The sequence below is a fragment of the Terriglobus roseus genome (genome assembly GCF_900102185.1).
Lineage (GTDB): Bacteria > Acidobacteriota > Terriglobia > Terriglobales > Acidobacteriaceae > Terriglobus > Terriglobus roseus_A.
The window spans coordinates 4,160,173-4,177,605 of record NZ_LT629690.1 but is presented as its reverse complement, the minus strand read 5'-3'; the positions used below and the strand labels follow the sequence as shown (position 1 = coordinate 4,177,605).

The window sequence follows — 17,433 nt, the reverse complement described above, 5'->3', positions numbered from 1 at the left end:
CCCGGTTACAAAGCTGGTGCGTGGTGGTTTTGACAAGGCTCATCCTAGCCGGGCGGGGGATGTGGAAGGCACGGACCAAACCGTGGAAAGCGGCGACACAGCTCCACGCAAGCTACGACAAGGCTGATGCGAGGACTGCTTTTAAGAACCTGAGTGAAAAGGAAAGATTGAAATAGCCGTCGTAATCGTTTGGTTAGGAAATGTGGAAGAACATCCCATACTGTTGCAGCGATGAGAGTTAGATAGTGGACGAGATTCAGAAAAAGTGTCCGCGAAGAACGGAAGATGTGTGTCGCCGGGAGGAGATTCCGCATAGCGTGGCTAGGTTTACACGTCTTCCACAGGTTTCCTCACAGGCAATGTGCACCGTGGAGGCGTGTGGAAGTGGAAACCGAGGTCCGAACCGCTTGATTGCGGTGATTGCTACGTCTTTTCTATCCACAGGCGCGACGTTTGGCCTGAGGAATACCGGGTTTGTCCACCGTTTGCACAGGGTTTACGAGAATCTGTGGATTGTCGGTCCCAAACGTTTTTTGCGGTTGGGGAAGATATGAAGAATTTGTTACGGTGAGCATCGGAAATGGTGCATGAGGGGAAGATGGCGATGAAAACGATGGTTCTGGCGGTGGGGATGCTGGTGGCGATGCAGAGCAGCGGAGCGCAGCAGCAGCAGGTGGCCGCTACTCCGCGTCCGGCTCCTACGCCGGGCGTGATTGCATCGCATCCGGACTGGCCGAAGGCGAACCCGGAGGATGTGAAGAGTCCTGAGGCGATCATCCAGGCGTTGTCTGACACCATCTCTGGTGAGGTGGGCAAGCCACGCGATTGGAATCGTTTTAAGAGTTTGTTTGTTCCGGGATCAGGACGGATGATTATCGTTCGCCATAGCAAGACGGGGCCTGCGGACCTGACGATTCTCTCCACGGACGACTACCAGGCGCGTGCTGGGAACCAGACGTTCTATGAAAAGCCCATTGCGTATGAGAAGCAGAGCTTTGGCCACCTGACGCATGTGTATGAGTCGTACGCGATTTTCCATACGCCTACGGACACCACGCCACAGGCGCGCGGTGTGAATAGCTGGGAGCTGTTGAACGACGGCACTCGTTATTGGGTTGTGCAGATTTACTGGGACACGGAACGGCCGGATAATCCGATTCCTGCGGCTCTGGCGAAGTAGTGCGGCTTGAGGAGAGCGAGTTATGTACTCGCTCTCCTTGGCAGCAGCTTTCAGGACTGGATGAACTTGAGCAGGTCGGCGTTGATGATGTCTGCGTGAGTGGCTGGCATGCCGTGGGGCAAGCCGGGGTATGACTTGAGCGATCCATGCTTGAGGAGCTTCCAGGAACGTGCGCCGGTGGTTGGGAAGGGACAGATCTGATCGTCCTCGCCGTGCATGACCAGGACTGGCACATCGATAGCTGCTAGATCGTCGTAGAACTCAGTCTCTGAGAGAACCTTGATGCAGTCATAGTGGGCGGTGGCTGCGCCCATCATTTCCTGTCGCCACCAGTTTTGGCGGATGCCTTCAGAGACGTTGGCTCCCGGGCGGTTGAAGCCGTAGAACGGGATGGTGATGTCTTGATAGAACTGCGCACGGTGATACGCCGTACCGTCGCGCAGGCCGTCGACCACTTCTTTGGGAACTCCGTCGGGATTCTTTTCCGTCTTCATAAAGAGAGGCGGGATGGCGCTGATGAGAACTGCTTTTGCGACGCGTCCTTTTCCGTGTTTTGCGACGAACCGAGTCACTTCGCCTCCGCCGGTGGAGTGGCCGATGTGGATGGAGTCTTTGAGGTCGAGAAATTCGACGAGCTCTGCGACGTCGGCAGCGTAGGTATCCATGTCATGGCCGTTTGCGGTTTGTGTGGAGCGACCGTGGCCTCGGCGGTCGTGCGCGATGACGCGATAGCCATGATGCAGGAAGAACATCATCTGGCTGTCCCAGTCGTCGGCAGAGAGTGGCCAGCCGTGGTGAAAGAAGAGAGGCTGTCCGGTGCCCCAGTCTTTGTAGAAGATCTCTGTGCCGTCTTTGACCTTGATCGTGCCCATGGGTGCAACCTTTCCTGTCGTGATGAAGTGGTATTCGCGATGCGGTACAGTGGTGCTCCCAGTAAAGCGAGAGGTGGTTGGTATGCCTAGAGGCGTAGCTGCCAAACGACGTGGCAAATCAGACATTCTGCGTGCGCATGCGATGCATGAGATTGCGATCGTTCTCTACTCAGGGGCCAGGCCCGCTGTAGTTCATGGATTGACAGACTTGTTTGAAGTTGCCAACCGGATCAGCGCAGAACAGGGTGAGGCATCCGCGCGAGCGGAGGTAATGGTTAGTCACTGGGGGACTACTGCATCGTCAGGCTTGATTCGGAGTTATGAGTCGCATCCGCGCAAGCATGGCAGCCCGGATTGCATTATTTTTCCGCCTACGCTGGAGGTTCAACAGAATGCCGAATCCACACAAAGATTGCTTGCGTGGGCGAAGGCAGAGCATGCTTCAGGTGCGACTCTTTGCTCTGTGTGCGGCGGCACTTTCTTGCTGGCGCAGTTAGGACTGTTGAATGGTCGACCTGCGACAACGCATTGGAGTTACGCGAACCTGTTGGCGATTACGTTCCCAGAGATATGTGTTCAGTCCGATGACTTGATCATTGACCTGGGAGATGTGATGACAGCGGGAGGAATGATGGCGTGGCTCGATCTGGGATTGAAGTTGGTGGAGCGATACCTGGGGCCTTTGGTGATGATCAAGACGGCTCAGTTTTTCCTTGTTGATCCGGCTGCGCGACAACAGAGGTATTACGCAAATTTCTCTCCACGATTGCAGCATGGCGATGATGCCATTCTGCGAGTGCAGGTCTCGATTGAAAGCTCAATCTCAGAGGCAGTTACCGTTGGCGAGATGGCATCGACTGCACGACTTGGCGAGAGAACATTTTTACGTCGATTTCAAAAAGCCACTGGCCTGACGCCGACGGAGTATGCGCAGTCAATCCGAGTACAGAAAGCGCGTGAATTATTGGAGATGACCGCACTCTCCGTTAAAGAAGTTGCGCGGAATGTTAGTTATGAAGATGTTGGCGCGTTTCGCAAGATATTTCAGAAGAGTGTGGGACTTCAACCTTCGGAATATCGAAAGCGTTTCAGAACGCCTGCTGCAGTGAGCAGTATTCAAATGCCGGTCCGTAGTTATCCCGTAAACACTTAATAAGTTATGAACGTGCTGTGTTTGCGATGCGAACAGTGGTACCTGGTTTCGGCTGTGCCCTTGCCTGTTCAAATGCACAGTAGATAGTCGCGCTCGCGATCTGTGTACTGACCTAGCGTTGCGTTGCACTGCCTGAATCTCACGCAATCGCCAAATGTCTTTCCTTCAGGGGAGGAACGTGATGGTCAGGACCTGTTTCAAGCAGTTTTTCGCGGTGGTTTTGAGTTTTCTGCTGGTCTTCCCCGCATCCGAATTACACGCGCTTGCACAGCAACAGGCTCCTGCGCCAGCGGCTGATTCTACTGCTCAGCCTGCTCCCCTTTCTGCTGCCGAATTGGAGCAGGTTGTTGCTCCGATTGCGCTTTATCCGGATGCTCTTGTGGCGCAGGTGTTGGGAGCAGCGACCTTTCCTGACCAGGTGACGGCTGCACATGACTGGCTGGAGCAGAACAAGAAGCTGACAGGAATTGCGCTGTCACAGGCCGTAGACAAGCAGCAATGGGATCCAAGCGTGAAGGCGTTGACGCAGTTTCCTTCTGTGCTGGACAACATGGTGAAGAACCTGAGCTGGACGTCGTCACTGGGTGAGGCGTATCACACGCAGGCGGCGCAGGTGATGACTGCGATTCAATCTCTGCGCGCAAAGGCTAAGGCCGCAGGCAATTTGAAGACTGGTTCGCAGATCACGGTAGTGCAGCAGTCGCCAGATGTGATTGTGATTCAGCCTACGAATCCGCAGGTGGTGTACGTTCCGCAGTACAACCCGACCGTGGTGTACGGCGCGCCGGTGCAGACGCCTGGCTATAGCACCGCCGCAGTTGTGGGAACAGCGCTGCTTGCTTTTGGTGTTGGCATTGCGGTGGGTGCGGCCATCAACAACAACTGCTGCGGTTGGGGTTACAGCTACTGGAACTGCAACTGGCACGGTGGTGCCGTTGTATATCGGAGCAATGTTTATTACGGAAACAGGGCGTGGCGCGGCGGGGCTTATGGTTCGAGCGTGACTGCGTATGGTCCTTACGGTGCCGCCTCTGCCGGACGTGCTTATAACCCAACCACCGGAACCTATGCGCGAGGCGCTGCGGTGTCCACGCCCTATGGAACGCGAACCGCTGGGCAGGCCTATAACCCCTATACCGGAACAGCTGCTCGGGGTGGGACTGTTGCTGGGCCGAATGGAGCAGCTGCAGCAGGCCAGGCATACAACGCTCGCACGGGTGCTTACGCTTCTACTCACCAAGTGGCGAATGCGTATGGAAACGCGGGTAGTTCTGTTGTCTCACGAAATGGCCAGACGACCTACACGCAACATGAGACCACTGCTAACGGCACAGTTGCTGCAGCCGAGAATTCTCGCGGTGGTGCTGCTGTTGCAGGAACGGGATATCGCGGAAACAGCGCGTCAGCCGTGCGGACTGCGAATGGCAACAGCGCCGTCAATGTGAACGGCCATGTCTACACCAATACAGGCAATCGAGGGTATGGTGCGCAACGCGGTGGTGGCGGTGCGTTTGGTGGTGGCGGCAGCGGTTGGGAATCGAGACAGGCGAGCGCGCGTGGCGGTGCGAGTCGTGGCGGCTTCAGAGGCCGCAGATAGCGTTTTACGAGAGAGCTTCTGGAGAAGGGAAATGTCGATGCAAAACCGCAAACTTGCGCTTTCGACCGGGATACTGGCATTCACACTGTTTCTTCCGCTGGCGGCCTGCAATCGCTCCAGTGGCAACAAGCCAGCAGAGTCTTCCACGAAGACATTCGCTTCTCCAGAAGACGCGGGAAGTGCGCTGGTGGCCGCTGTTAATTCTGGAGATGAAGACACCATCCAGAGCATCTTTGGCCCGGAGACGAAACAGGTTATCTACTCTGGCGATGCTGTTGAGGACAAGAATGCTGCGACGAAGTTTATTGCTCGCTATGCGGAGATGCATCGTTGGCGCAAGTTGGAGGATGGCAGCGAGTCGCTCATCATTGGCGCCGATAACTATCCGTTTCCCATCCCGCTACGGAAAAGCGGTGATGGAAAGTGGTTCTTTGATACAGCTGCTGGAAAAGAAGAAGTACTGTCGCGCCGTGTTGGGCAGAACGAGTTGGACGTCATCGATATCGTCGGAGGTATTGCCGACGCGCAGGCGGAGTACTTTGCAGAACCGCATGATGGTCAGCCCGCAAAACAATATGCGACGAAGTTTCTAAGCGATCCTGGCAAGCAGAACGGACTTTATTGGAAGGCCAGCGAGGGGCAACCGCAGAGTCCGCTTGGACCGCTGGCTGCCTTTGCTACCGCCGAGGGCTACAAGGCAAACCCGGCTGGGCACACTACGTTTCACGGCTATCTGTTCAAGATGCTCGACAGCCAAACAGACAAAGCTCCGGGTGGTGCGAAGAGCTACCTCGCCGATGGAAAGATGACCAATGGTTTTGCCTTTGTTGCTTATCCGGCGGAGTACGGAAACTCCGGCGTGATGACCTTCATGATGAACCAGGACGGCGTGCTGTTGGAAAAGGATCTGGGAACGAACACAGTCCAGACTGTTACTGCAATGAATTCGTTCGACCCTGATTCGAACTGGAAGATCATTCAGTAGCTTCCACGCCATAGACCTCTGGCTCTGACGGAATCGACAGGCTGGGGAGTACCAGCGATGGCAGGATGGTTGTGACTGCAGCGTAGATGAGCAGGCCTCCGTAGAGAGCATCGGGAATATGGAATGCTTCGTGGAGGACGCCCGCGATGACGATCGTGAAGATCAATGTTGGTTCAAGAGCGATAGCAACGCGGAACGCTGCCTGCGCTGTGCGGCGCGAGAGATAGCGTGTCTGCAGCCAGTTCTTGCAGATGCGGATAGGGATCACGATAACGGAGAGCAACACCCCATAGAGAAGTGATTTGAGAACGAGTGCGCCTGCGGGAACGTCCATGCCTTCATGAAAGAAGTAGAAGGGGATGAAGAAGGATGAGAACAGGCGGACGGCGTGAAGGTTCTCGTTTGAGGCGAGAGTTGCCATTCGCGTTTTCAGCAGACTTGCAATAAGTCCTGCGATGAATGCGCCGATGAGGTAATGGATACCGATGTTCTGCGTGATGACGGCGCACACGATGCCGACCATGAGGAGGAGTGAAAACTCAGAGCCTGGTGCGTAAGGAACGACGTATTTGCCGAAGAAAAGAAATAGAAACGGCGTGATGACGATGAGCAGAAGAAGGATGAGCGCGGACGATCCGAGAATAACCATCGAGCCCGACTGAGAGACGAAGAAGAGCAACAGCAGCGCCATGATTTCGCCGGCGATGGCGTCGATGCTGACTTCGCCCTGTTCGCTGATGTCGAGGCCGGAGTTGGGTAGTGTGTCGAGGATGAAGCCGGTGGACGGAGTCAACAGGCCGAGTGCGAGCAGTGTGGATGCCTGCCATGACATATGGAAATAGCGAATGCCCACCCATGCGAATGCGGCGAGGAATATGGCGCGCGTGGCGAGGTATCCGCTGAGTTGCGGGAGTTGGTGACGGATCTCTACGAGGTCGACTTCGAGACCGGCGAGTAGAAAGAGCGCCGCGATTCCGAAGGTGGCGACGACGGTTCCAACAGGATCGCCTACGAGCTGCTTGAGAAAGATGGCTGCGAGGATGCCGAGTGCGAAGCAGGTGAGAGGCGCGGGTACTCGGAAGCGCTGGAGTGCGCGGGGCACAACCAGCAGGCCGAAGATCATGAACAGATACGTCAGCGTTTGCGCTGGTATGTGCATAGCAGCTATGTAACTATGACTTGGCTTTGAGGGATACTACTTTTTCGTGTGGCTACGAATCGCCTTGTGGGATCCGGCTTCTACGTATACCCACGCGTCTGTTCCCGATTGCAAACGAACTTGGATGCGTTTGTAATCAGAGACCTCATACTTGTCTGCTGCGGCCAATTCATCTTCTGTGATGAGGAATACTGTTCCTTCGACCTTGTCAGCGGGATCGCCGGTGCGAATGACCATGGGGTGTGATGCGGTTCCGCTTTTGGCAATGACGTCAGGATCCGTGAGCTCAATCATTGTCTGCCGATATCCCGGCATTGCATCAGGAGTGCCTTGGAGTGGCCTTTTGAACAGGGCTGTCTGCACCGAGAGCAACTGCAATGTTCCATACGAGAAAAGAGATACGTTTGGTTCCTGAGCCATGGCTCATAGTTTCTCATTGCGATGATTTGTTCGATACTGCTTCGTCATACAACATGTCGCCTACGACTTTATGTGCAGCGGTTGACGGATGACCGTCGTGATAGAAGAAGTAGGTTTGCGGTGTGGCGCATTCGGTTGTGTCTTCGTTGCGTAGAGCGCGTCCAGCGCACTTGTCTGTTGTGTTGGTGAAGCCGTATTGCGATGGATGTGTGATGGCCTGATCGTAAAAGGAGCCCCAGTTGCTAAGGGCGATCTGGATGTCGGGGTACTTCGCTTTCATGTCCTGAGGTACTGAAGTGAGTTCGGCGTTTGCGCGTTCGCCTGCGGTGGCGAATTGCGGAATCTTCACTGGTAGCAAAGCGACCATGAAACGACGTGCTCCGAGACCGTAGAGCGTGTCGATGAGCGCTTCTTCGTTGGTGCGTGTTTGCCCCGCTGGTAGCGTGCGGTCATTCAAGCCACCGAGCAGGAAGAACATGGTCTGCTCTGCGTCGAAGTGCACGTCGCCTGATTTCACTAGCGCGGCGAAGTCATCGACTTGAGTCGACATGCCTCGTCCGAGCAACTCTCGATGTGGGCCGTAGCTGCCTTTTCCTTCTCCTGTGCGTGCGCCGCTTACAGCGAAGTTGAGGCCTTCATGGATGGGGTGTTCGGTTTGTGTTTTGGGGTCGCCGAAATATGTGAAGGGAATGTCGAGGCGCTGCGCGAGGTAGACGACGGCGGTTGGCCCGTTGCCATCGATGTAGCCTGCGCCTGAGTCGGAGTAACTGTCGCCGAAGACATAGAGCTGCGTGTATAGCTTGCTCTGCGCATGGCAAAGCAGAGGGACAAAGAGCAGGAGAGCAAGCAGTCGCGCGGCCGTCTTCATATGCGAACGAAGTATAACTGTCGTTCGATAAGGAGCAGTAGAAGAGGGTTGCGACGATGTGTCGCAACCCTCTGTTGTTACTGCGATGTGGCGATTACTTTGTGGCGGATTCACCCATGCTGCCGCGATGTGTTCCTGCTCGAAGGCCGGCGAGGATCTGTTGCAGGAAGTCGTTTGCAGCGCCGGGATTGTTGGGCAGGAACAGCGTGTTGGTTCCGCTGCGAATGCCAATGTCTTTCAGCGTGTCAAAGTATTGCGTAAGCAGGACGAGCGCCATGACGTCTTCCGCGGTGGCCCCGGGAACGGCTTCGCGGAAGTGTTCGATGGAGGCGCGCAGGCCGTCGATGATGGCCTGGCGTTCTGCGGCGATACCACGGCCCTGCAGAGCTTTGCTTTCGGCTTCCGCTTCTGCCTGCTTCACCTTCAGAATCTTGTCGGCTTCACCGCGCGCCATTGCAGCCACCTGGCTGCGCTGTGCGGCGTTGATGTCGTTCATGGCTTCTTTCACCTTGCTGTCTGGAATGATGTCCGTGACGAGCGCGGTGAGGATGTTGAAGCCGAAGTCGTGCATGGTGTGATCGAGCTCCGTCTTTACGGCGATGGAGATGCCGCTCATCTGCTCAAACGTTTCGTCGAGCGTGAGCTTGGGTACATGGCCGAGGATGGAGTTGAACACGAAGCTTTCAATCTGTTTCTGCGGACGCGAGAGCCGATAGACGGCATCGAAGACTTTGTCGTCGACGACCTGATACTGCACACTGACGGGGATTTGTACGAAGACGTTGTCGCGCGTCTTGGTCTCTACCGAAAACTGCACCTGTTGAACCTGGAGATCAACGAAGAAGACGCGTTCCGCGTACGGAATGAGAACGTGCAAGCCGGGGCGCACGATGCGATGGAATTTGCCAAAGCGTTCGACAACACCGGCCTGCGAGGTGCGGACGGTGTACAGAGTTTTGAGCAATGTGACGAGGGCGATAAGACCAAGAATTGCGAGGAGAATGATTCCTGCGAGCGGAAAACCTGAGCCTTCCATGAAGAGTGGCCCCTCCGGGCCGATTCCACAACGACTTTCTGACCGATGTTCTGGCCATGTCTAAGCATATTCCTTTTTGAATAAGACAACGCAAGGCCGTCGTGCTGCTTCTTTTGGTGCGACATAGAATCTAAATCGTTATGCCGACACACTTTTCTCCTGCCGCGATTCGTTTTCTGAAAGGCCTGAAGCGCAACAATGATCGCAACTGGTTCAACGATCGCAAGAGTGTCTTTGAACAGGAAGTGAAGGCTCCGTGGCTTGCGTTGATTGAGGAGATCAACCACGCGATGGTGGACTTCGCTCCGGAGTGTGTGAAGCCTGCGCCGAAGGCGATGTTCCGCATCTATCGCGATACGCGTTTCAGCAGTGACAAGAAGCCGTACAAAACGCATGTGGGTGCATGGTGGTCCCCATCGTCGTTGTCGAAGACGAGCGGCGCGGGGTTCTATGCGCACATTGGTGCGGATGATGTTGTAGTCGCCGTGGGTGCGTTCATGCCGCAGCCAGACCAGATGCTGGCCATTCGCAGGCACCTGCAGCAGAACCATGAAGAGATGCGCGCATTGATGGGTGACAAGAAGCTGCGCAAGCTGTTGCCGGACCTGGAGACGATGCCGCTGACGCGTGTGCCGAAGGGCTTTGCTGCGGACGATCCGGCGGCAGAATATTTGCGGGACCGGAAGTGGGGAGTGTCTGTGACGTTGCCCGCGGAGGTGGTCACGACCGCGAAGCTGCACGATGAGATTGTGAAGCGATTCCGCGCTGCGGCGCCGCTGGTTGCGCTGCTGAATGCACCGCTGTTGGTGAAGACGCCACGGCGAACGTTCTTCTAGAAGTTTGTTAATTCGCTACGGGGACTTCATCGACATGGTCGATGACGATTGTCTGCACCGGAACTTTTGCCGGCTTCAGATTAAGGCCCAGTTGTTCCTTAATTGCCATAGGCAAGGACGGCAGATCGGACGACGTGCTTTCATCGGGCGCGTAACGCAAATCCATGTTGTAAAGACCGGTGAGGCCAGTGTGATTCACAACAGGCGTGCGAGCTGCGAGAGACAGCATGCCTGCAATTCCGTCTGTATCGATTCCGCGACTCTGAATGTGACCTGGAGCGAAGAAGTTCTGTGAGAGCTCTCCAGCCTTCATACCCCACTTCACGGAATCGGGACTGATAGAAGTGAGTTTGGTGCCGCTCTTGTCCGTGGTGATCTCGTAGCCGGAGACTAACTTGCTTCCGAAGTGATAGGCCAGGTGGAAGCGTTCGATGAGAAGTTGCTGCATTAGGGGACGCAGGGAGTCATAGTTCCACGTGACGCCGTCAGGAAGGCTTGCGCGAATGTCGTACTGAGAATCGAGCGCGTGCGGTGGCCCTTCGATGGAGTCAGGGTATTCCGGCTTAAAAGCGATCTCCACAAGGTTCCGTAACGTGAGGCAGGTGGCGTCAAAGTGGCCGCTGCCTGGTGGCGGGATGCTGGAGCATCCTGGTGCTACGTGAGAGGGATGAATCGCTGCTGTCTCGAATGTGATTGCAGCTTTAGGGCTCTGCTGCGCGCCTGCTGTATTCAGAAGTGCAAGAAGCACGACGGTGGAGCGAAGCTGAAAGGGGATTCGCATGGACGCAGGACACAGCCTAGTCCTGATTGCCAGATGCAGCAAGGCATGCCGTGTCTTGGCAGGATGTTGCTTCCAGCAAAAAGTCCGGGCAGGGAGCATCCACTCCCTGCCCGTTTAGCGGAGAGGGCCGCTTTCGGAGAAAACTTTTTACTGCTGAGGGGGCGGTCCGCCAGCGGGGCGGCCCATGGGCATGGATGCGACGTACTGATCGAACTTGGGCTTCTGCTCGTCGGTGAGCATGTCCTTAATCTTGGTGTTCTCGTCTTTGCGCATGTCCATCATCTTGGTGCGCATGTCGGGGTCCTGCGCGTCGCGAAGGGCCTGCATCTTCTTCTGGTCTTCGGTGTAGAGCGCCAGGATCTTGGTCTTCTGATCCGGGGTGAGAGTGACGGCCTTGTCGATGGCCTCCACGCGCTGTTCGGGTGCCATCATGCCTCGGCCCTGGGCCTGCATCGGCGTGGAACAGAGTGCTGCGCTACAGACAGCCACGACGCTCATGCGTGTGGCGAAGGTGCGGATCGTTGTCATGTTCATGGCGGTTCTTTCTTCAATCAGCAATACCCCGGTCGGAAGATTGCAGCGGCCAGAGTCTGAGCCTAAAGACGGGTCAGGACGCGAGATTGGTTTCAGAAAATTCAGTGATTTTTACGGCCAGATGTACAGTTTTGGAACGCTGAATGTACCCCGATGGGCACCTTTCCACAGAAAAGCCAACAAAAACCCAAGAAAACCTTAAAAAACCAATGTTTACCGATTGACAACCGGTGCGCAAAAGTCCATCGTGATATGCGGAACGGTTGTGGAACCCGCATGAACACAGGCGATTTCTGCAAGCGGGACCATAACCCACAATCCAAGAGATTTTTCTCAAACGAAGGAGTAACACCAAATGGCAAAGGGACTGACCAAGACCGCACTGATCCGCACCATCGCAGAGCAGCTCGAACTGCCCAACAAGCAGGTTGCCCTGTTCTTTGACACGCTGGCCGCGACCGCAGTCAAGGAGACCAAGAAGAACGGCGAGTTCACCATCCCCGGACTGGGCAAGCTGGTGAAGGCAGAGCGCAAGGCACGCACGGGCCGCAACCCCCAGACCGGCGAAGCCATCAAGATCAAGGCAAAGACCGTTGTGAAGTTCCGCGTGGCCAAGGCTGCTAAGGACGCAATCGCTCCGGTTAAGGCTGCCGCCAAGAAGTAGTTTCACAGCGAGGCAGACGCTTCGCAAAAGCATACAGAGCCGCGACGGCTATACGCTGTCGCGGCTTTTGCTTTGCCCTGGTGCTGACGTATAAGGGAGTCGCTATGTATGCCCTCTCTCGCCGGCGCTTTCTTGCTCTCTCTGCATTTGCGGCTTCGCATGCCTATGCCGCGCCACGGAGCGCAGAACCGCGTTCGCTGCTGTCGCCCTTCAAGCTGGATCGGCTTGTACTGGGGCCGTCAAACGAAGCCGGCGCGTATGACAGCAAGAGTGTTGACTGCCCTTTTGTGTTTCGCAACGGCAATCTCTGGCACATGACGTTTGTTGCCTTTGACGGCATTGGCTATCAGACGGGCCTCGCTTCGTCAGAAGACCTGTTGCGATGGAAGAAGGTGGGCTGCATTCTGCGGCGCGACCCCAACAATCCTGTACTGAAATACAACGTGGCCATGAACTGGATTCTGCGCGAGAACGACCTGACATCGCAGGGCCGCATTCAACGCGTGCAGGGCAGCTATGTGGGCGCGTATCACGCGTATCCTTCGCAGGGCTATGAGAGCGGCGCTGCGGTGATCGGCTTGGCGCATAGCAAGGATGGTCTTGCATGGACGCCGGGCGACATCATTCTGCGCTCGGAAGATGGCGCGGCGTGGGAGCGAGGCGGGCTGTACAAACCGTGTCTGCTGCGCGAGGGTGATACGTTCTATCTCTTCTACAACGCGAAGGACCACACCACGGGACCATGGCATGAGCAGACGGGTGTGGCGACGTCAAAAGATCTGAAGACGTGGACGCGTTACGAGGGCAATCCGATTCTGCGCAATGGGCCTGCGGGATCTTATGACGCGCACTTTGCGAGCGATCCGTGTGTGTTGAAGAACGGCAGGGAATGGGCGTTCTTCTACTTTGGACTGGATGACAAAGGTGTGGCGCGCGACCTGGTGGCCAGCGGCCCTGATCTCTTCCACGCAACTAAGCAGGAAGAGCCAGTGGTGAATGTGGGGGCGCCGGGATCGGTGGATGGCATCTACGCGCACAAGCCTTCCGTGGTGATGCACAACGGCGACCTGTATCACTTCTACTGCGCCGTGGGTGGCAATCGGAAGAATTCAGTGCGTGGCATCTCCGTTGCGCGCTCGCGGCCTTTCAGCGATGCAGAGCGCGCCCTGGCGATGGCCTAGAGTTCGGACTTTGGAATGAACGCGCGGAGGACGATGGAGATGCCGAGCGAGATGAGGATGCCTTGGATGACGTGCGGCACCGTGTTCTCCCAGTTAAAGCCATCAGCCCATCCCAATGCTGCGAAAGAGATGGCTGCGCCCAGCATGTAGAACTCGCTGAGGATGCCCTGCTTCCAGTCCGGGCGGTTGGTGCCTGAAGCCGTGCATGGCTTCAGTGACGGAATGATGCGTGGGACTTCTTCAACATATGCGCGGTAGGTTTCGCCAAGGTGGCCCATTAGGTATGGTTCTTCGCGGCCGATCAGACGCAGTTGAACAATGGTGATGAGGATGATGCAGAGAACCGCAGCCTCTGGCCGCATGAGAAATGCAAGGGCAACGGTGTGCAGAATGGTTCCGAGATACAACGGATTGCGGACGAAGCGAAATGGTCCATCGGCAATGACGCGATTGCCTTCCATGCCACCGTTCTTAACGGTGGACGCGCCAAGATAAGAAGCACCCCACGTACGCAACAAAGCACCCGCGAAGGCGAACAGCAGAATGACAATCAATGTGCCGTTCCAGAAGCTTGCGAAGCGAACGTACTGAGGCTGCGAAAGATTGTTTGCGATGCGGAACCACGCGCTGCCATTGCGCATGAAGCTCCAAAGCGTGAGGCCGTGGAAGCCGTTGTGATAGTCAGGCCATGGAGCTGCAAAACAAAGTGTGTAAATCAACGCATGGATCAGAAAACGATGTTTGTATTCGAACGCGGTGGCTTGCATCATGGTGTGACTTGCTTTCAGTCCTAATCTTTTAGGAGTTGTCTCCTAAAAGATTAGGAGACAACGCGGGCTATCGCTGATAGTGAACTTAGTTTGCGGAGAGCATGGTCAGCAGCGTGTCGAAATCTTCGAGGTTGCTGTATTCAATGACCACTCGCCCTTTGCCGCGGGTGTCTTCAATACGAACCTTCAATCCCAACGAACGCTGCAGCTTGTCTTGTGCTGCCTTCACGTTGGGATCAATTTCAGGTTCCTCGTCTGCCTTGACCTTGCCGAGTTTGCGTTCGGGATCCAGGAGTCCCTTCACATAGTTTTCCGTGCCACGAACCGAAAGGCTTAGAGCCACAATCTTCTGCGCTGCAGCAAGCATCTGCGCCTCAGATTCCAGGGCCAGCAGGGCGCGAGCGTGTCCGAAGCTGAGTTCTCCACCTTCTACCTTTTCCTGCACGGCCTGGGGAAGCTTCAGCAGCCGCAGGAAGTTGGCCACCGAGGCGCGTTCCTTGCCGGTTCGCTGCGCCATCTGTTCCTGCGTCATCTTGAATTCGCGTCCCAGGCGGTCATAAGCTCGAGCCTGTTCCATGGGATTGAGGTCGGCGCGCTGCAGGTTTTCTACGATGGTCATCTCCATCGCCTGCTCGTCAGAGACTTCACGAACAATGACGGGGATGGTCTTCTTGCCTGCGCGCTGCGATGCCAGCCAGCGGCGTTCTCCAGCGATGAGCTGGTATTTGCCGCCAGGAAGCGCTCGCACAACGATGGGCTGTACTACTCCTGTGGCCGCAACGGATTGTGCCAGTTCGTTCAGCGCGTCTTCGTCGAAACGGGTACGCGTCTGGAACGGGTTGCGAACGATGGCAGTGACGTCTACTTCCAGCGGTTTGCCAGAGGGTGTTTGGGCGGCAGGGGCTGGTGTGGGCGCAGGGGCGGTTTGCCGGGATGGGAGCAGCGCTTCCAGCCCTCGTCCAAGGGCCCTGCGCTTTGGATCCTGTGTTTTTACGTCGGACATTGTGTGGTTCCTGTCTTTTACCCACTAGGGGCAGTCGTTACTCTTCAGATTCTTCGTCGGGTACGTGCACTACGGTTCCTGCTGGATTGCCTTCGGTGGTGAAGACGCCATTACGGGCGAGCAATTCTCGACCGAGATCGCGATAGGCTTCGGCGCCGCGAGACTTCGCGTCGTAGGCGATAACCGGGAGGCCGTGGCTGGGCGCTTCTGCCACGCGTACGTTCCGAGGAATGGTGGTGGTATAAAGCTTGTCGCCGAAGAAACCCTTGATGTTTTCGGCTACCTGCTGCGAGAGCGAGGTGCGCGGATCGTACATGGTGAGCACAACGCCTTCGAGCCCCAGTTCGGGCTGAAAGGCTGCTGCGACACGGTCAAGGGTTCCCGTTAATTCAGAGATGCCCTCAAGGGCGAAGTATTCCGCCTGCATGGGGACGAGCAGGGTGTCTGCCGCGACCAAGGCGTTCAGCGTTAACAGATCAAGCGCGGGTGGGCAGTCCAGAAAGATGAAGTCATAGGAGTCGCGGATATCTTCCAGCGCCTTGCGCAGCCGGAACTCACGTTCAGTCTGCTGTGCCAGATCAAAGTTGGCCCCGATAAGGTCTTTGGAGCTGGGAATCAGGCGGAGGTTCTCAATGCCGGTGTCCACCGTAATCTCTGCTGCGGTGACCTCGCCCAGTAGCAAATCATAAACAGTCTTACGGTCGGGGTCGCGACCTACACCGAGGCCGCCGGAAGCGTTGGTCTGCGGGTCGCAATCGACCAGCAGAGTCGACAGTCCATTGAACGCAACGGCTGCCGCAAGATTGATCGCGGTCGTGGTTTTTCCCACGCCACCCTTCTGGTTGACGACTGCTATGACTTTGCCCATGGCGCTTCGCCAGAGTAGCAGGGGAGGCGGCGTCTGAGTATTGTTCCACGTGGAACACCTGAGGAGATGCTGTGGAGAACGTTCCACGTGGAACACAGAAACAGGTGTTATTGCCCGGAATTTGTGCTTTCCACGCGTTTCCACAGGGATACACAACCTTGTGAAAGCGGAACAGCTAAGGAGTACTCCAGCGCCCATCCCGGATGAGATTCCGCGCCTTCCAACGGGAGATACCGCAGCATGGTGCCGCCATTTTTTACACGTGTCTCCGCGATCGGCAGCATGGCTTCAGTATGGTCGACGGCGCGCAGGGCGACGATATCGAATGTTCGTTCCGTAGGCAGGGCTTCCACACGGTTGGACCAGACTTCCGCATCGATTCCGAGGGTCCGAACGGCTTCACGGAGAAACGAAGCTTTCTTGCCCTGCGATTCTGCGAGGGTGACTTTCAGGCCGGGATGATGCAGTTTCAAGGGAACCCCAGGGAACCCGGCACCGGATCCGAAATCCAACAGCGTTTCCGCACCGTTCAGAAGGCGTGCTGCGAAAAGGCTTTCGCCGATCTGTCGTTGCACCAACATTTCTGGGTCGCGGACGGCGGTTAGGTTGGTCTTCTGGTTCCAGCGAAGCAGAAGCATCAGGTAGACTTCGAGCTTTTCCAGCGTCTCGGCAGGGAGATGTTCCGTGTAAGGCGCAAGTAGTGCAGCGATATGGTCGCGGGATGGGACGTAGAGCATGGCTCAGACTCCTGCTGCCGCTTTCAGAAAGTCCGTGAAGATGGCTCGCGACGCTGCGCTGCTATCCACCGTTCTTTCCGGATGCCACTGTACTCCTATTAGCCAATGTTTTGGATCAGAACCTTCAACTGCCTCAATGATGGCATCTTCCGGACATCTTGCGACCACTCGCAGGGTGTCGCCAGGAGATGCGATTGCCTGATGGTGGCTGCTATTCACGGGAACACGAGCGAATTCGTCGTCAATGGGCGTGGATTCGCCGGATTGCTGAAGGATCTGCCCAAGGCGGCTGTCTTGGGAGAATTGCACGGCGTGCGCCACAGCTACAGAGCGTCCGGCCCGGTGATTCACTGGGACAGGAGAGCAATCCTGGATGAGCGTGCCGCCGTAGAAGACATTCATAGATTGAGTTCCGAAACAGATGCCCAGCAGCGGCTTCTTCGTCTCTTGCGAGGCTTCAAATAGGGCTCGGTCGGTTTGATCGCGCAGGGGATCGGGTGCAGTGGAGGCGGGATCGCGGTCGTGCCCGTAAAGGGCGGGGTCAATGTCGGCCCCACTACCTGGAAGCAGGATTCCGTCGGCTTGGCGCGCCATCTCCTTCAATTCGGCCACGGAGTGCGTCAACGTAACCTTTACCGGCTCGCCGCCTGCGGCTTCTACCGCTGACGCGTATTCCGGCCAGCTCTTCGCGTTATAGGACTCGTCGAAGCTGGTAGGGATCGGGATCAGGATGCGTGGGCGGTTCATTTCCTGATGATACGCGCCGCATGTTTGTTTCACGCGCAGTGT

At 56.3% G+C, this 17,433-nt stretch carries 19 protein-coding genes; 7 read left to right on the top strand and 12 right to left on the bottom strand.

Annotated features, from left to right (window positions below; all coding sequences use genetic code 11):
* Positions 1–598: 598 nt before the first annotated feature.
* A complete protein-coding gene (locus BLT38_RS17490) occupies positions 599–1,180 on the top strand; it encodes a hypothetical protein (protein ID WP_172838330.1) in 582 nt (193 codons plus the stop codon).
* 50 nt (positions 1,181–1,230) lie between these two features.
* Here BLT38_RS17490 and BLT38_RS17485 read toward each other — a convergent pair whose 3' ends face one another.
* The gene (locus BLT38_RS17485; protein WP_083346334.1) at positions 1,231–2,052 is read right to left on the bottom strand and encodes an alpha/beta fold hydrolase; all 822 of its coding nucleotides are present in this window, start codon (positions 2,050–2,052) and stop codon (positions 1,231–1,233) included.
* Between the two features lie 82 nt (positions 2,053–2,134).
* Between BLT38_RS17485 and BLT38_RS17480 the strand changes: the two genes are divergently transcribed.
* The 3 genes from BLT38_RS17480 (at position 2,135) to BLT38_RS17470 (ending at position 5,787) form a co-directional block, all read left to right on the top strand.
* Positions 2,135–3,205: a GlxA family transcriptional regulator gene (locus BLT38_RS17480; protein ID WP_197674903.1), complete on the top strand. Its 1,071-nt coding sequence runs from the start codon at positions 2,135–2,137 to the stop codon at positions 3,203–3,205.
* A gap of 181 nt (positions 3,206–3,386) precedes the next feature.
* Positions 3,387–4,802, top strand: a complete 1,416-nt coding sequence (locus BLT38_RS17475) for a DUF3300 domain-containing protein (protein WP_083346333.1) — start codon at positions 3,387–3,389, stop codon at positions 4,800–4,802.
* A gap of 31 nt (positions 4,803–4,833) precedes the next feature.
* Entirely contained in the window at positions 4,834–5,787 is a 954-nt protein-coding gene (locus BLT38_RS17470; RefSeq protein ID WP_083346332.1) for a DUF2950 domain-containing protein, read from the top strand.
* On the opposite strand, the gene BLT38_RS17465 is transcribed toward BLT38_RS17470, so the two are convergent.
* The 4 genes from BLT38_RS17465 to BLT38_RS17450 all read right to left on the bottom strand — a co-directional run bounded on the left by BLT38_RS17465 (position 5,777) and on the right by BLT38_RS17450 (position 9,270).
* Positions 5,777–6,946, bottom strand: a complete 1,170-nt coding sequence (locus BLT38_RS17465; RefSeq protein ID WP_083346331.1) for a cation:proton antiporter — start codon at positions 6,944–6,946, stop codon at positions 5,777–5,779. The two genes, BLT38_RS17470 and BLT38_RS17465, sit on opposite strands and share 11 nt — an antisense overlap.
* A gap of 36 nt (positions 6,947–6,982) precedes the next feature.
* On the bottom strand, positions 6,983–7,366 hold the full coding sequence (locus BLT38_RS17460) for a gamma-glutamylcyclotransferase family protein (protein ID WP_083346330.1): 384 nt from the start codon (positions 7,364–7,366) through the stop codon (positions 6,983–6,985).
* A gap of 13 nt (positions 7,367–7,379) precedes the next feature.
* On the bottom strand, positions 7,380–8,234 hold the full coding sequence (locus BLT38_RS17455; protein ID WP_083346329.1) for an SGNH/GDSL hydrolase family protein: 855 nt from the start codon (positions 8,232–8,234) through the stop codon (positions 7,380–7,382).
* A gap of 94 nt (positions 8,235–8,328) precedes the next feature.
* Positions 8,329–9,270, bottom strand: a complete 942-nt coding sequence (locus tag BLT38_RS17450) for an SPFH domain-containing protein (protein WP_083346328.1) — start codon at positions 9,268–9,270, stop codon at positions 8,329–8,331.
* A 140-nt stretch (positions 9,271–9,410) separates the two neighbouring features.
* On the opposite strand from BLT38_RS17450, the gene BLT38_RS17445 reads away from it, so the two are divergent.
* Positions 9,411–10,106, top strand: a complete 696-nt coding sequence (locus BLT38_RS17445; RefSeq protein WP_083346327.1) for a DUF2461 domain-containing protein — start codon at positions 9,411–9,413, stop codon at positions 10,104–10,106.
* Between the two features lie 7 nt (positions 10,107–10,113).
* On the opposite strand, the gene BLT38_RS17440 is transcribed toward BLT38_RS17445, so the two are convergent.
* Positions 10,114–10,887, bottom strand: a complete 774-nt coding sequence (locus tag BLT38_RS17440) for a TIGR03435 family protein (RefSeq protein WP_172838329.1) — start codon at positions 10,885–10,887, stop codon at positions 10,114–10,116.
* Positions 10,888–11,034: 147 nt separating this feature from the next.
* On the bottom strand, positions 11,035–11,421 hold the full coding sequence (locus BLT38_RS17435) for a hypothetical protein (protein WP_083346325.1): 387 nt from the start codon (positions 11,419–11,421) through the stop codon (positions 11,035–11,037).
* Between the two features lie 355 nt (positions 11,422–11,776).
* Between BLT38_RS17435 and BLT38_RS17430 the strand changes: the two genes are divergently transcribed.
* Together BLT38_RS17430 and BLT38_RS17425 are read left to right on the top strand one after the other, a co-directional pair.
* Complete coding sequence (locus BLT38_RS17430; RefSeq protein ID WP_083346324.1) at positions 11,777–12,085, top strand: HU family DNA-binding protein; 309 nt, start codon at positions 11,777–11,779, stop codon at positions 12,083–12,085.
* A 104-nt stretch (positions 12,086–12,189) separates the two neighbouring features.
* The gene (locus BLT38_RS17425; RefSeq protein ID WP_083346323.1) at positions 12,190–13,266 is read left to right on the top strand and encodes a family 43 glycosylhydrolase; all 1,077 of its coding nucleotides are present in this window, start codon (positions 12,190–12,192) and stop codon (positions 13,264–13,266) included.
* Here BLT38_RS17425 and BLT38_RS17420 read toward each other — a convergent pair.
* From BLT38_RS17420 to BLT38_RS17400, 5 genes are all read right to left on the bottom strand, one after another.
* The gene (locus BLT38_RS17420) at positions 13,263–14,036 is read right to left on the bottom strand and encodes a methyltransferase family protein (RefSeq protein ID WP_083346322.1); all 774 of its coding nucleotides are present in this window, start codon (positions 14,034–14,036) and stop codon (positions 13,263–13,265) included. The two genes, BLT38_RS17425 and BLT38_RS17420, sit on opposite strands and share 4 nt — an antisense overlap.
* 85 nt (positions 14,037–14,121) lie before the next feature.
* Entirely contained in the window at positions 14,122–15,039 is a 918-nt protein-coding gene (locus BLT38_RS17415; protein ID WP_083346321.1) for a ParB/RepB/Spo0J family partition protein, read from the bottom strand.
* 37 nt (positions 15,040–15,076) lie between these two features.
* Entirely contained in the window at positions 15,077–15,907 is an 831-nt protein-coding gene (locus tag BLT38_RS17410; protein ID WP_083346320.1) for a ParA family protein, read from the bottom strand.
* Positions 15,908–16,014: 107 nt separating this feature from the next.
* Positions 16,015–16,644 (bottom strand): 16S rRNA (guanine(527)-N(7))-methyltransferase RsmG, encoded by a 630-nt coding sequence (gene rsmG / locus BLT38_RS17405; protein ID WP_083346319.1) that lies wholly within the window; start codon positions 16,642–16,644, stop codon positions 16,015–16,017.
* A 3-nt stretch (positions 16,645–16,647) separates the two neighbouring features.
* A complete protein-coding gene (locus BLT38_RS17400; RefSeq protein WP_083347166.1) occupies positions 16,648–17,391 on the bottom strand; it encodes a gamma-glutamyl-gamma-aminobutyrate hydrolase family protein in 744 nt (247 codons plus the stop codon).
* Positions 17,392–17,433: the final 42 nt, after the last annotated feature.